The organism is Flammeovirga agarivorans (genome assembly GCF_012641475.1).
GTDB lineage: Bacteria > Bacteroidota > Bacteroidia > Cytophagales > Flammeovirgaceae > Flammeovirga > Flammeovirga agarivorans.
On the sequence record NZ_JABAIL010000003.1, the window covers coordinates 718,522 to 733,103 of the forward strand.

General features: G+C 35.8%; 11 protein-coding genes. 3 read left to right on the plus strand and 8 right to left on the minus strand.

Annotated elements, in window-relative coordinates; all coding sequences use genetic code 11:
* Positions 1 to 169: 169 nt before the first annotated feature.
* From HGP29_RS11765 to HGP29_RS11775, 3 genes are all read right to left on the minus strand, one after another.
* A complete protein-coding gene (locus tag HGP29_RS11765; protein ID WP_168882602.1) occupies positions 170 to 766 on the minus strand; it encodes a hypothetical protein in 597 nt (198 codons plus the stop codon).
* Between the two features lie 88 nt (positions 767 to 854).
* Positions 855 to 2,144 carry a lysophospholipid acyltransferase family protein gene (locus tag HGP29_RS11770; RefSeq protein ID WP_168882603.1) on the minus strand — a complete coding sequence of 430 codons (1,290 nt, stop codon included), beginning with the start codon at positions 2,142 to 2,144 and terminating at the stop codon, positions 855 to 857.
* Positions 2,145 to 2,252: 108 nt separating this feature from the next.
* The gene (locus tag HGP29_RS11775) at positions 2,253 to 2,459 is read right to left on the minus strand and encodes a hypothetical protein (protein WP_168882604.1); all 207 of its coding nucleotides are present in this window, start codon (positions 2,457 to 2,459) and stop codon (positions 2,253 to 2,255) included.
* A gap of 217 nt (positions 2,460 to 2,676) precedes the next feature.
* On the opposite strand from HGP29_RS11775, the gene HGP29_RS11780 reads away from it, so the two are divergent.
* Entirely contained in the window at positions 2,677 to 3,204 is a 528-nt protein-coding gene (locus tag HGP29_RS11780; protein WP_168882605.1) for a DUF4442 domain-containing protein, read from the plus strand.
* 296 nt (positions 3,205 to 3,500) lie between these two features.
* On the opposite strand, the gene ggt is transcribed toward HGP29_RS11780, so the two are convergent.
* Positions 3,501 to 5,207: a gamma-glutamyltransferase gene (gene ggt, locus HGP29_RS11785; protein WP_168882606.1), complete on the minus strand. Its 1,707-nt coding sequence runs from the start codon at positions 5,205 to 5,207 to the stop codon at positions 3,501 to 3,503.
* Positions 5,208 to 5,360: 153 nt separating this feature from the next.
* Between ggt and HGP29_RS11790 the strand changes: the two genes are divergently transcribed.
* Positions 5,361 to 6,482, plus strand: a complete 1,122-nt coding sequence (locus HGP29_RS11790) for a GNAT family N-acetyltransferase (protein ID WP_168882607.1) — start codon at positions 5,361 to 5,363, stop codon at positions 6,480 to 6,482.
* Between the two features lie 77 nt (positions 6,483 to 6,559).
* Here HGP29_RS11790 and HGP29_RS11795 read toward each other — a convergent pair whose 3' ends face one another.
* The 4 genes from HGP29_RS11795 to HGP29_RS11810 form a co-directional block, all read right to left on the minus strand.
* Entirely contained in the window at positions 6,560 to 8,179 is a 1,620-nt protein-coding gene (locus tag HGP29_RS11795) for a flavin monoamine oxidase family protein (RefSeq protein ID WP_168882608.1), read from the minus strand.
* Between the two features lie 10 nt (positions 8,180 to 8,189).
* Positions 8,190 to 9,992: a thiamine pyrophosphate-binding protein gene (locus HGP29_RS11800; protein ID WP_168882609.1), complete on the minus strand. Its 1,803-nt coding sequence runs from the start codon at positions 9,990 to 9,992 to the stop codon at positions 8,190 to 8,192.
* Positions 9,993 to 10,154: 162 nt separating this feature from the next.
* Entirely contained in the window at positions 10,155 to 11,612 is a 1,458-nt protein-coding gene (locus tag HGP29_RS11805; RefSeq protein WP_168882610.1) for a carbon starvation CstA family protein, read from the minus strand.
* Positions 11,613 to 11,765: 153 nt separating this feature from the next.
* Entirely contained in the window at positions 11,766 to 13,382 is a 1,617-nt protein-coding gene (locus tag HGP29_RS11810; RefSeq protein WP_168882611.1) for a calcineurin-like phosphoesterase C-terminal domain-containing protein, read from the minus strand.
* 560 nt (positions 13,383 to 13,942) lie between these two features.
* Here HGP29_RS11810 and HGP29_RS11815 point away from each other — a divergent pair.
* Entirely contained in the window at positions 13,943 to 14,497 is a 555-nt protein-coding gene (locus tag HGP29_RS11815; protein WP_168882612.1) for an acetate uptake transporter, read from the plus strand.
* The last annotated feature ends 85 nt before the right edge of the window (positions 14,498 to 14,582 follow it).

Here is a 14,582-nt window from a genome sequence, read left to right on the forward strand (position 1 = left end):
GTTCGCTCATTGTTGAAATGACGATGTTAATATCTTATTGTTTAGCTCATCCTTTTAGTATTACAAAGTTGTCAATTATTTAATAGATGGTCGTGTAAAAAATGGCTATTGATAATTGAAAACTGACTTTTGAGCAAATAAAAAAAGGTGCCTTATAGCACCTTTATCTTTATTGTAATGTTTTCATATAACTTTCGAGTAATGCACTGACGTTTTTGACGTCATATACTTGCCACCCGTCATCTGTTTTTCTAAGTTTTACGATGAGGTCATCAATTCTATCACTCCCTTCTAATTGAAGCTGAAAAGTGAGTGAAGCTTGATGCTCATCCACCACTTTTTCTTTAAGTCCTTTAAATACAGCTCCATCTCCTTTGATAATCGCTAATAAACCCATTACCTCAGTACTAATTCCTTCAATTGTATTCGGGATATTATGATTTCCGGTAACGATGCTATTTTCCACCTGCTCTTTTACAATAGAAACAATAGAAGGTTTCATAAAAGCAATTAACCCTGTAGCAATATCAACTTCACCATTATTTTGAGCCATCGCAAAAGTGATATACTGGTCGACTAAACTATTAATAATAGCATCTTCATCTACATATTTTTTAAAACTGTCAAGGTCCTTATCATCAATCGCATCTTTAATTTTTACAAAAGTCATCTCGGGACCACCTTGCATGGAAAAGTAAAAAATTCCTCCAACTGCAGCAATTCCAACAATAACGCTCAGGATAATAATTAAATTCTTATTGTTCATTCTTTAATTTTTTGTATTCACTATGGAATAAAATAAAACGGCACTTGATTTCAAATACAAGTGCCGTTTTATTTTCAATTTTGCTTATTTATTTTGATGAGAAGATATGTAACAAACCTGCAATAGGGGTGTAAAACAATAAAATCTCAGGATTTTCAACGATAGTATCGACCACAGAACTCAATGAAACATCTAATTCTTTTTGTTGATCGACGATAGGCCTTACAATATCAAGTTGCTCTTGTGCATCTTTGGAGTAGCCACCATTCTCTTCCAATTCTTTTCTGAGTGATTTAAAATCTTCACTGTGCTTTTTGAATACTATAGGCCACAGTGCAGGGAAGAATTTAAACGCTCGGTTGATGTCTTTTAGATTAACGGACAACAAATCCATTAAATCATAGGGTTTCTGACCATAAATAGCAACAGCTTTATCAAGTTCTATCTGCATTTGATCATGAATTTCCTCGCTAAGGGCATAAATTTCTTCTTCGGAAATATCCTCAATACTTCTTTCACCTACCATTTTATAAGGGCTGATTCTTTTACCTCTTACAAAAGTTAAGTTGGCAGGGAAGGCAAAATAAAACATCCACGGCTGAATAGGGATCAGTGTGGTCATAACCCCAATCGGTAGAAATGGGATTCCCAGTTTTTGAACAAAATCATTCAATAGGGAAACACTATAACTAAAAGGATTGATGTATTCACCGTTGACTGTTGCAAAAGGAACAATATCTGTTTTATACTTAATACTCATTCTCAACGTAGAAGTGGCTAAACGTTGAAGGGAGTATTTATTATTGAAACCTTTGCCAATACCGGGAACACCTTCTGGATATACCAAAATATTAGAGCCATTGTAATGCATGGCTGTTTCATAATTCAACCAAGTAGCATCAATGGCACCGAGTTTTTTCCAGAAGTTCTTTAAAGTGAAGGGATTCATAAACTGACTACGGGAAAGAGCGGGGGCTGTAATTGCTCTAACACTATTCTGTAGGTCGTAATCCGTTTTATCAAATAATCCAGAAACAAAGGCTATTGCATCCCATGGGAAAGCCATTCCTGAGTGATTACTTGCATATATAATTGGGGCATCAGGGTTGTTGCGTTCAGGAATCTTATCGAAACCGACAAACTTAATTCTGAAATAACCCTCATTGATAAATTTCAGCAATAATTTAGATATACTATAAGCATACCCAACATCGAAATGATCATCTAAAATATGAGCATTCTCTTTGATTTCTTTTGGGGCAGTATCATTAATCAAACGAACGCTGTCATTTGTTTTTTCTTCTGATAATACCTCAGTAGCTAGTGATTTCTCCGATTTTTTCACAATACTGTGTAATTCCGTTTGTTTAGAGGTCATTTCTAAATCAGATTTAATTTAGGTTATTATTGTTTATCATCAAAATTATAACAAATAACCTATAAATTAAAACTTATTAAAGAAATGTTCATTCACTAAACAACTGGATTACATGTTCATTGTCAGGATATCAAGACCATAACCATTGGTTACTTGATTGTAAAAGAACATATCGGCTGAAACTAAAGCGGCAATGATAAAGATTAAAGTTGCGAAAGCATTTTGTACTAACATCTTTTTTAAGAAAAGTTGGTAACACTTAATGATAATAGCAACGTTAGCAATGATAAAATAAATAGTAAGCAAAATTGTCATAAGAATAGATGTTTTTTATGATTGAGTTTCTACTATATACTTCTTAACCCTACTAAGAGTTTGTGATTCCACTTTAATATATGTGAACACTGTTAAAGGATTTTAAATTGCTAAGCGATTGAATCTGATTAAATTATAGAATTCTTCATTATTATAGTTATATTGTAAAACAGTTCATTCATTTAAAACTTGAAATACCAATCTTAAACAACACTAAATGGATACCACAGAAATAACGCAGAACACGATTGAACTTACACCAAAACAAGAGAAGTTTGCACAGAAAATGCTGAACCCATTGAAGTTCAAACTATTTACGATGACGCAAGTGCCTTTAGGTTTTATAGCAGGGATGAAGCTAAAAACGTTGGAAGCATCAAAGTGTTCAACAACGCTACCGTATAAATTTTTAAACAAGAATCCGTTTAAGTCCACTTATTTTGCTGCACAAAGCATGGCAGCAGAATTGTCTACAGCAGCTTTGGGAATGTTACACCTTAGTGAGCATATGAAAACCATTGCCTTTATCATTGTAGATATGGAAGCGAAGTTTGTGAAGAAGGCAACAGCTAAAGTGACTTTTACATGTATAGAAGGAGATAAAGTGAAAAAAGCTATTGAAGACGCTTATGCAACGGGAGAATCTGTTGAGGTGAAAATGCTCACAGAAGGGAAAATGCCTGACGGCACTGTAGTCTCTAGATTTTATTTTACATGGTCATTTAAAAAGCGATCTAGAAAGTAATAGAATGAATATTTACTATTCAGATAGAAGGAGCGTACAACTTGGATGTACGCTTTTTTTATGAATCTATGAGCATAAAAAAAAAGCAGACCATAATTTGATCTGCTTTTTCTAGTGTTGTGTGTGCGATTGTGTGTTTCAAACAATCAAGAGACGTTCTCTAATCTCTCGATCTAGCATTGTGTTATTACTATATTGTTTATCGGTTATACAAATGAAGTAAAAGTGTAATTAATACGCAACATTTAAAACGTATAAATTACAATTATGTCATAAATTTAACATTCTATAACATTTTAATACCCCAAAGCACATCCATCGCCTCTTGTATTATCCGAAGCTCCCTCTAAAGAGCCATCTTCTAATACTCTTATACAATCCATCTTTCCTAGTTGTGGAGTGGTTTCAAGGTGATGTCCAAATTTCTTTAATGTTGAAATGGTCTCTTTACTGAAAGCACCATCTTCATAATATACAATATCAGGTAGCCATTGAGAATGGAACTTCTTCGCATCTACAGCCTCCTGCATAGTCATACCAAATTGTGTCACATTTAATATCGTCTGTAGTACCGAGGTAATGATTGTTGATCCTCCTGGAGTACCCACAACTAAGAATAGCTCTCCATTTTTTTCTACTATTGTTGGCGTCATGCTGGATAGCATTCTCTTATTTGGAAGGATCTTATTAGCTTCTCCACCCACCAAACCAAATTGATTAGGAGTACCCGGTTTAATACTAAAATCATCCATCTCATTATTCATAAAGAAACCTGCTTCCTGTATAAAAACTTTACAACCAAAGTTGCCATTCAAAGTTGTAGTAATTGAGACGGCATTTCCCATTTTATCGACAATAGAAAAATGTGTCGTTTCAAAGCTTTCAATATTTTGAACATTTCCTGCTTTTATTTCTTGAGAGTTGGTCGCCTGATCATTTTTGATGGTCGAAATCCTGTTATATATGTAATCATCGGATAATAAAGTATCGATAGGGACAGGATAAAAATCTGCATCGCCAATATGAGTGGCTCGATCAGCATAAGCCCTTCTTTCTAGCTCAACAACATGATGTACCCATCCACTTGAATTATGAGCATAATTATGTGGATCAATCATATCCATGCCTTTGAGGATTTGACCTAAAGTGATTCCTCCAGAAGAAGGTGGTGGCATACTGATCATTTTTAATGAATCTTGAAAGGTAACTTCTATCGGCTTTCTCCATTCTGAATGATATTCAGCAAGATCTTCTTTTGTGATGATACCATTTCCTTCCTTCATGGCTGTTACAATAGCATGGGCAACTGTTCCTGTATAAAACCCATTTCTTTTATTGTTTTGAATAAGTGCAAGTGTTTTTGCCAGATTAGGGTAGTATATAACATCGCCCTTATTCCATTTTCCTTTCTGATTAAATGGATAGTCGAAATGATTGAATGCTTTAAAATCATCAGCATATTGATTGATTTTTTCTGCTTCTTGTGCGGTTAATTTTACTCCATCTTTAGCCAATTGTATAGCGGGAGAAAGTAATTCTTGCCAATCAAGTAGCCCAAGCTTTTCATGCATCTTTACCATTCCATCTACAGAACCAGGAACTCCAGCAGCTTTTAAACCCTTTAAGCTAAGATCTTTAATGGGTTCTCCATTGTCATCTAAATACATGGTAGTAGTGGAGGCATGTGGTGCTTTTTCTCTGAAATCTAGCGATCCTGTTACTCCACTTTCTGTTCGGTATACCATAAATCCACCTCCACCGATATTACCGGCTCTAGGGTAGGCAACCGCTAAAGCAAAATGTGTAGCAACTGCAGCATCAAAGGCATTTCCTCCTTTTTTAAGGATCTCTAATCCAATTTTTGTAGCTAAAGGATGAGCAGTGGATACCATACCATGCTTTCCAATAGGTCCAGTATTTTGATGGGTGAGATGATCGTTTTTTTGTTGACAGCTTATTAAAAAGGTAAGGTGTAATAAGATTAGGGTGTATATTTTTTTCATGAGTGAGATAGAAGTGAGTTATAATTCCATAAAACTTCAAAAAATTGTTTTTTGAAATATAACTTTTCGAATTAATATTTATATCATTCTATAAAAGTCTTAAATTGCGACTTGAATTTAAGAAAAGCAAAGTCCAAGGAATAAATATAGATTATGAGTGTCGAAATCCGTCCTGTAGTTTCTAAGAAGGATCAAAAAGAATTTGTGAACATTCAGTTTGAACTTTACAAAAACAGTACATATTGGGTGCCACCCATTAAGAAAGACGAGTTATCCATTTTTGAAGCTGATAACCCTTTTCAAAAATTTTGCGACACACAATATTGGTTAGCTTACAAAAATGGTAAGTGTGTGGGTAGAATTGGGGCGATTATCAATCATAAATACAACGAAAAAACCGAAGAGAAGAATGTTCGTTTCACTAGGTTAGAATTTGCTGATGATAGAGAAGTTGTTCAAAAGTTATTAGAAACTGCAGAGCAATGGGGTAGAGATAAAGGAATGACAGGTATTGTTGGACCTTTAGGCTTTACAAATCTTGACCATCAAGGAATGATGATCGAAGGACATGACTACCTTCCTTCAGTAGCATCAGAATATCATTTACCGTACTATAAAGAGCATTTAGAAGGGTTAGGTTATGATAAACTAGTTGACTGGATCGAATTCCGTTTAACTATGGATGATGCCGTTGTTGAAAAAGGAATTAAAGGAGCTTCTTTATTAATGAGAAGAACAAAAACTAAGATCATTTCTTTTAACTCTTCAGATGAGTTAGTAAAATATGCGGATGAAATCTTCAACTTATTAGGAGAGGCATTCAAAGATCTTTACAGTGTGATTACTTTCGACCATGATATGGTGGAATACTATAAGAAGAAATTCTTGAAGTTATTATCACCAAAATATGTAAAAGTACTCGTTTCTGAAGAAGATAATGAAATGATGGGTTTTGTAATCGGTATGCCTTCATTGTCTAAAGCGTTACAAAAAGCAAATGGTAGCATTTGGCCATTTGGTTGGTGGCACATTATGCAAGCATTAAAGAAAAATGATACTTGCGATATGTTGTTAACAGCAGTTCATCCAAAACTACAACGTCTTGGTGGTGGTGTAATGCTTGTAGGTGAATTACAGAAGACAATGCAAGAAAATGGTATTAAGTACCTTGAAACAACAGGTATGTTCGAGACAAACCAAAAAGCCATTCAGAACTGGAAAAACTACGATCATATTCAGCACAAACGTAAACGTTGTTTTACTAAAGCTTTATAATCATCTTAGTGATTAAGAATAAAAAAGAGTTACTTCATAATAGAAGTAACTCTTTTTCTTTTATTTATAAAGGAGTATTATGCTTTTGAAGCTCTTAATTCACCTTTCTCATTTACCTCTTCTTGATCGACACCATATTCTAGAATATTTTGAGTTTCTCTTAATGAAGAAATCAAAGATCCTTGAATCCAGGCTTGATCTGTAGAACAGTGTTCGCCAGCAAAGAATAAACGCCCTTCTGGTTTTAATACATCTGCCCATAAATGCTCTAATTGACCTGGCCATAAGAATGCAAATGCACCTGCTGACCATTCATGAGTACTCCATGCTATTGAAGCCGTATCCTTAATCATTCCTTCCTCTTTTAATTCTGGGTGGAATAGGGAAACTTTATCAACAACCACTTCATGTCTTTTTTCTTCATCTAGCGCAGCTAAACGGTTGGCATCTTCCCCTAATACGTAAGAAGCTAGCATTACTCCGTCTTTTCCAGATGGTGTATCACCTTTTACTTCATGTGGGTGCATGGCCATACCACCAAAACCTTTTACTCTTAGGTTTTTGTCGATATTGTTTTCTGTTTTTACATGATCAGAAGGATAGTAAGTCCAACGAGTGATCTCATCAGATAAACTTGCTCCGCCATAGATTCCATCTTTTGTTTCCCAGAAACGTTCTTTACAATAGATAGCAGTTTTCGTTGCTGCAGCATATTTCATTTCTCTGATAGCTCTTTGCTTTCCAAATGAAATACCTCTAACCGACATGTTTCTTAGAACACTAAACGGGATAGTACATAATACATAGTCGGCATGAATCTCTTCATATTTACCGAACTCATTATGTAAACCAATAATTACTTTGTCTTCCTTATTATCGATACTTTTAACGACAGTTTTTAGACGGACATTTGGACTCACTTCTTTAAATAAACCATCTGTTAGTTTACCCATTCCGCCAACCACTTCTTTTAGCCCATCATCAGTATCCACAATATTATCACGGATAAACATAGTAATGGCTTTGTCTCTCCAACCGTCTAGACCGATGAAGTTACCTACCAGTTCATTTGCATCTTCTCCTACACAAATTTCGTTGATAAACTCACCTAAAGAGGTGTTATCATATTCTCTTAATCGGTCAGTAGTGATTTTTCCATTGAACAAATCTTCTACTTCTTGATCTGTAAGCAAAGAAATTAGGTGGTTTAGTGCAGCACCAAATAGCTTTGCAGGTGGTTGATTACTCTCTAACTTTTGATAGGTCGTAAGGTCGTATCTTGGAAGAAGATCATCATGGATATTTTTGATACGTGATTTCTTTTGTCTACAATAAGCATAAGCATTATCGTTTTCAAAGATCGTTACAAACCTTCTTAACTCACAACCCATTTTATCTAGGTAATAGTGAGTGTAATCATGGCTTTGAGGAACTCTCATGGCACCTAATTCACCATAATTTTCATCAGGGTTTTCTTCGTCAAAACGATAGGTATATATTCTACCTCCGATACGATCGGAAGCTTCAAGTACTTCTACTTCGTGGCCTAAGTTTAATAACTCATAGGCACTGGCAAGTCCTGCAACACCGGCACCAATAATTGTTACTTTCTTTTTTCCAGATTTTGCACTGGCAGCAATGATATTGTCAATTTGCTCCTGAATGGGAACATGTGGGTAGGTAATATTACTTTCCATGATACACTAATTATTTCATTATTTCGTCGTAGTAAGGAGGTACCTCATGTGTGTTAATGTGAGCCACAATAACTTGAGGGATATTTTCGTTTTCAGCTCTTTCGATAGCTGTCTTCAAAGCCACTTTTGCTTCAACATTATTACGAACATCATAAGCTTCGGCACCCAATGCTTCTGCAAACTTTTTACAATCAGGGTTTCCTAATTGGTAATAGTCGTACCATGAACCTTGTGCAGGGTCTTTTGGAGGGAAGAAGTGAGCCTGACCTTGACTTACCATTCCTAAATCATTATCATTTAAAACGATCCAGATAGGAGCTACTTTATATTGAACTGCAGTAGTGATCTCAGTACCATGCATCATAAAAGCACCATCACCTACAATTGCAATACAAGTTTTATCAGGAGCACCCAATTTACCGCCAACAACTCCAGCAACACCAAATCCTAAAGGACCCATGTTTAATGAGTAGTGAATTTGTTTCGGTGGATCAACATTTAAATAGTGTAGCGACCAACCAACACAATTGGCACAATCACTAAAGATATTGGCATCATGTGGTAACTCTTCGTTGACGATTTGCATCAATGCCTGAGGATAGATAGGATCTGCCTTAAGTGTCATTTTCTCAGGATGCAAATAAGGAGAATGTTGCTCTTTGATCCCATGGATAAAGTTCGCTCGGTTTTTAATCACACTCTCAGGTAGGTGATGATCTTCATCGGCTAATTCAAAAAGAGTATCCAAGAAAACACCAATTTCCGCAACAATACCCATAGAAATTGGCATCCCACGACCAATAATACTTTGATCCAAGTCGATTTGAATTACGTTATGTAACGAAGGGTTTAAATCATCTTCCCAAGAGTTGGTAGCTAATTTACCCAAGCTAGAACCCATAATCACTAAGCAATCGAAATCGCCATCAAGGTCTTCACCTTTTAGGTAATATTGTGGCCATTCTGATTGGGCAGCTCCAAATGTACGCAATGACATCACATCGCTTTCCGGGTAGATCCCTTTTGCATCTGGAGTAGTCATTACTGGTAAAGCGTACTTATGCGTAAACTTCTTTAGTTTTTCTAATCTTTCTTGATCTCTCAAGGCTTCTCTAGCGCCGTTACCTAAAAATAGTACGGGTCTTTTGGCCTCTCTAAGTTTCTGTAAAGTTTCTTTTACTCTTTTGATATTACAACCATCAGGTACTGCTCTATAGTTGTTGACTTTCTTAGGAATCTCAACATCTTCAATATCCATAGCAACAATATCGTTGGGTAAACTGATATGCGCTGCTCTTCTTGGGATACTCCAAGAAGTTCTTAATGCTTGTTGAAAAATAGTAGAGAAGTTAGAGCTGTCTGTAACGAGACCACTATATTGATCAGCGTTATTAAAGATGGCAGAAACATTTAGTTTGGCATCAATCCCTTCTTGTAAATAAGATTTCCCAAAATATTTCTGATCTACTTCACCAGAAATGGTAAGCATGGCAGAATTGTTTGCTTGAGCATTCATACTACCAGTTAGTGCATTGGTAGCACCAGGACCTGCGGTCACTAAAACTACACCTAGTTTGCCTGAAGTACGGTAATATCCTTCTGCGATATAACCAGCACCAGTTTCTTGCTTTGTGATGACATATGTAAATTCATCACGGTTGTTTTTTAAAGAAGTAATGAGATTGGCCACTGCGGCTCCAGGTATACCAAAGATTTTGTCTATACCTTCTAGTCTAAAATAATCAAGTAGTAAGTCAGCAACAGATGTACTTGGTTTGTGATTAATTAGACTTGATTCTGAAGAGAATTTCATATGCTAGTTTTAAAAAATTATGAGAGTGTAAGGTAAACTAAAATAGAAATGAATAAAAAGAGTCTAAGTCATCTATACGATACTTTAAAGACTTAGAGAATGATCATCATTTTATGATAGTTTCCCTTACAATGAGCCGTTTTATCCAACGACTAGACGTTATTATATAGCATCTACCGCTTCTGTTTTTTGAATATCAGAAGTAGAGGATGATTTTTTTACTTTCAAGAGAAATAATCCAAGTAGAGCAAGAGCAACGGTTATTCCTACCCAATTAGATACAGTAGAAGAGAGGTGGAACCCGATTGGTGCCAACATAATATAAGTAACAACCACTGCAGTCATAAATGTGGCAGGGAGGTAAACATACCATGCATTACCTTTTTCTTTTTGCATATAGACAGCACAAGCCCATAATACAATAGTCGCTAAAACTTGATTTGACCATCCGAAATACCTCCAAATAATTGAGAAATCGATAGTCGTTAGAAAGATTGCAATAGCAAAGAGTGGAGCAGTCACTAAAAGTCTTTGCAATAAACTTTTTTGTTTGACATTAAAAGCATCTGCAACAGTGAGTCGAGCACTTCTAAAGGCCGTATCTCCTGAGGTGATTGGTGCAGCAACAACACCGAAAATAGCCAAGATTCCACCTATTTTACCTAGCATTGTATTACAGATTTCATTCACTACCCATGCGGCATTGTGTCCTTCCTCTGCCATTGTTTTTCCTAATGCTTCTACGCCGCCAAAAAAAGCAATAGCCGCCGCCGCCCAAACCAATGCAACGATTCCTTCCGTTATCATTGCTCCTGCGAAGATGATTCTTCCTTGTTTTTCATTTGTAACGCATCTAGCCATCATTGGAGATTGAGTAGAATGAAAACCAGAAATTGCACCACAGGCAATAGTAACAAAAAGTAGTGGAAATATAGGATTACTCGCTTCATCACTATGCATATTTCTAAAGGTAGAAGCGGTTAATTCTGGAATTTGATAATCACCAACCAATAACACTGAAAGTATTCCGACAGCCATAATCAAAAGGCATACACCAAAGAAAGGGTATAATTTGCCAATCAATTTATCAATTGGAATCATGGTAGCGAGTAGGTAATAAATAAAGATGGCTACCACTAGAATTTGTGTATCAATATCAGTCAACTGATGGATGATGGTTGCGGGACCTTTTACGAAGACTACTCCAACTAATATCAACAACAATACAGAGAAGCCCGTCATAAAAATGCGTACTTGCTTCCCAAGAAATTTACTGACGATTTCAGAGATACTGCCCCCACCCATTTTAATGGACAACATACCCGATATGTAATCATGAACTGTACCCGCAAAGATGCACCCAAAGACAATCCATAAAAAAGCCACCGGTCCCCATAAAGCTCCAGCAATAGCACCGAAAATTGGCCCTAACCCAGCAATATTTAAGAATTGTATTAAGAAGGTTTTCCACAGTTTCATGGGGACGTAGTCTATTCCATCTTCTTTGGTTATAGCAGGTGTAGGAGCTGATTCATCTACACCAAATTGTCGCTCTAAATAGCCCGCATAGAAAAAGTATCCACCGATTAAGGTAGCTATGCATAACAAAAATGTGATCATTATGTATGTTCAGTCAGTTGTATTGTAATAATGTTCTATTGTGAGGTAGTGCCCTCAATAGAAAGAGAAACGAGTCTTCAATTGTCTCTCAAGTTAATAGATATCAATAAAAATCCTTCTACATTCAATACTTTTTGTAAGTAGAGTGTAAAATTATTCCATATTATACCAATCCACTTCTTGGTAGTCACCATCAAAATTACCTTTTGTAAATATGCGGTAGCCTGTAAACGACATTCCATTGGGATCTTTTGCCTTAATTTTAATGATATGGCTTCCGTCTTTAAAATCTTTAGGGAATTCACCAACCCAAATATGTGAAGGAAGGTTTTTGGGATACCCTGGACCAAGGTGTGATTTACGATTAGCAATCTTCAAAGAATCCCTGATATAGACTCTTCTGGCTGTAGGGTCTACAATCTGTTCTTTGCGTTCTAATTTTTGCCATTCTGCATCATCAACTTGTGCATAGACTTCTGTATGGATTGACCCTGCCCAGATATTTGTGAGGAAATGGTTTTGAGTGAGCCCATTGGGGATATGAATCGTAGGATCTACTTTAGCATTTTCGGGTTGGTACACCCAAATTTTCATCTGCTTATTTTTAGGTTTCCCCGTCGCTTTGTATTCCATTGTTACCTCATTCCCATCAAAATGTGCAAGATAATACCCTTTGGGAGAACCATCACCCATTAACCCATGAGGTATGCCATCAAGGTCTAATTCTCCTCCCCACCACAAACCACATGTGGCACCGGTTACTACTTCATGTAAAATATTATTTTCACCATAAGGCAAATACATATGGGTCATAGCATGTAAATGACCAGAAAACGAAGAAACATAAGGGAATTCGCTTATCATCTCCATTAGTTCATTTCTACTTTCTTCCAGCATATGGCCTAACGGAATATGTTGTAAGAAAACGATCAATCGATCTTTAGGAACAACAGACAAATCATTTCTAATCCAATCCATTCGTTCTTTTGGAATATAATCTTTGTATTGAATCCCTTTGATCGTAGTAACATTATTGATCGCAATAAAATGAACATTACCAATATTAAAAGAGTATTGATCAGGGCCATAAAACTTCTTAAAAGCACTAAAGTCTTGTGATACATCTTCTATATCGTAGTTCCTATCATGGTTTCCCGCTACTGGATAAACGGTAGTAGTAAACTGTTTGAAAAGCTGATTTAAGGCAGGGAAAATACCTGCATTATCATCCCCCATATCCCCAAGCATCACAGCTCCTTTTAGGTGAGGGTATTGGTATAACTCTTCTGCTATTTCATGTGCAAAGTTTACTTGGTATTGATATCTGGCTTGTATATCACCGATCATTGCAATGGTAAACGGAGACGACTCATCCACCTTAGCTAAAGGAAAATTAAGGTACTCAGGTACTTCCTTATTTTGTTGAATAGTTGGCCCATACGATGATGCTGTAGGGTTGGGGTAATAATGTAAAAAGTCTGACATGGTATTGTAGTCGTTCGTTCTTAGAGAATACCCGCTTGGCTTACTAATAAATATTGTTTGTTGAGGTTGTAGAGGTAGTTGGTAGAAACCTTTCTCATCGGTAACGACTACATCTCTACCGTTGGATACAGCAACACCCTTAACAGTTGGTTCATGATCATCGAAAAGGCCATTATTATTAAGGTCTTCATAGACATACCCCTTGACATATTTTGGTCTTTTCTCAGTGACGCCAAAACTGGGGATATATAAAATCATTAAGAGTAGATAAATTGTAGTTTTCATTTAGTTTAGCTTGAAATTAAAAAGTAATACGATAAAATAGTTGTACTAAAGTACTCGGACAATTCTGTTTTTGGACCCGTAAAGATAATAGTAATCAAACGTATTTTAATGACGATGATTAAACTTTTCCAACCGTTAACTTTTAAGTAATTTTTAATAAATCGCTGACAATGTGATTACAAATAAGAGATGGTGTTGTCATAATTATAAATCAGATGATTTTTTTATCAAACTATAGAAAATATAAAGGGTCAATAAACAACATAAAAAGCATTCACAGTTATCAATTAAAGGGGATATATACACAGAATCACGACATAAAACCCAGCTATATAAATGTGCACTAACTTCTAACATTGGGGTGTTGCTTACGAGCGACACCCTTTTTTGTGTCTTATTGCTAGCATTTGCTGAATAATATTTAATGTAGGAGTGAATCCCTTTAAGTTACCTTTCATTAACTAGTAGAACCTATTGTTTTTAATATTTTTGCAGTCCAAAATTCTAGCCCTATTACTCTATTAAAATAATTTTTAAACATCATTATAAATTAAATTAATATGAGAAATGGCAACCCCGCCGTTGTTGGTTTAGCTGGTTTTGGCTTAACTACTTTACTGTTACAATTCCACAATTTAGGGCTTATCGGTATTGGTCCTGTATTATCAATGGGTGTGATCTTTGGTGGATTGGCTCAGTTTATTGCTGGTTTCCAAGAACAAAAAATGGGGAACAGTTTCGGTTTTTCAGCATTCGTTTCTTACGGAGCATTTTGGATGGGCCTTTGTATCATCTGGTTGTGCAACCACTTTGGTATATATGAGTCGAGCCATACAGATGTAGGCTTCTTTCTTTTAGCTTGGATGTTATATACAGCTATTATGTTTGTGGGTAGTTTACGTATTCATACAGCAATGGCATTTACATTTGGAACATTACTGTTAGGTTTCCTTTTCTTAGTACTTGAGCATTTTGTTTCACCTGCTTTCAAAGTGATTGCCGCTTTAGATCTTATTGTTTGTGCCTTATCTGCTTGGTACATGATGGCTGCTGCAATTATCAATGAATTGGCCGACAAAGAAGTACTTCCATTAGGAAAGAAAATCATCAAATAATAGATATAAAAGAGAGCAAGTATTCAGTATTTGTTCTCTTTTTTTTTATGAATTTACCCAAAAGACTGTCAATGAGACTATTACA

Excerpts from the sequence above, each read along its gene's own strand:
- HGP29_RS11810 (WP_168882611.1), bottom strand. The coding sequence starts at position 13,382 with ATGAAAACTACAATTTATCTACTCTTAATGATTTTATATATCCCCAGT.
- HGP29_RS11815 (WP_168882612.1), top strand. The coding sequence starts at position 13,943 with ATGAGAAATGGCAACCCCGCCGTTGTTGGTTTAGCTGGTTTTGGCTTA.
- HGP29_RS11770 (WP_168882603.1), bottom strand. The coding sequence starts at position 2,144 with ATGACCTCTAAACAAACGGAATTACACAGTATTGTGAAAAAATCGGAG.
- ggt (WP_168882606.1), bottom strand. The coding sequence starts at position 5,207 with ATGAAAAAAATATACACCCTAATCTTATTACACCTTACCTTTTTAATA.
- HGP29_RS11800 (WP_168882609.1), bottom strand. The coding sequence starts at position 9,992 with ATGAAATTCTCTTCAGAATCAAGTCTAATTAATCACAAACCAAGTACA.
- HGP29_RS11780 (WP_168882605.1), top strand. The coding sequence starts at position 2,677 with ATGGATACCACAGAAATAACGCAGAACACGATTGAACTTACACCAAAA.
- HGP29_RS11795 (WP_168882608.1), bottom strand. The coding sequence starts at position 8,179 with ATGGAAAGTAATATTACCTACCCACATGTTCCCATTCAGGAGCAAATT.
- HGP29_RS11805 (WP_168882610.1), bottom strand. The coding sequence starts at position 11,612 with ATGATCACATTTTTGTTATGCATAGCTACCTTAATCGGTGGATACTTT.
- HGP29_RS11765 (WP_168882602.1), bottom strand. The coding sequence starts at position 766 with ATGAACAATAAGAATTTAATTATTATCCTGAGCGTTATTGTTGGAATT.
- HGP29_RS11775 (WP_168882604.1), bottom strand. The coding sequence starts at position 2,459 with ATGACAATTTTGCTTACTATTTATTTTATCATTGCTAACGTTGCTATT.
- HGP29_RS11790 (WP_168882607.1), top strand. The coding sequence starts at position 5,361 with ATGAGTGTCGAAATCCGTCCTGTAGTTTCTAAGAAGGATCAAAAAGAA.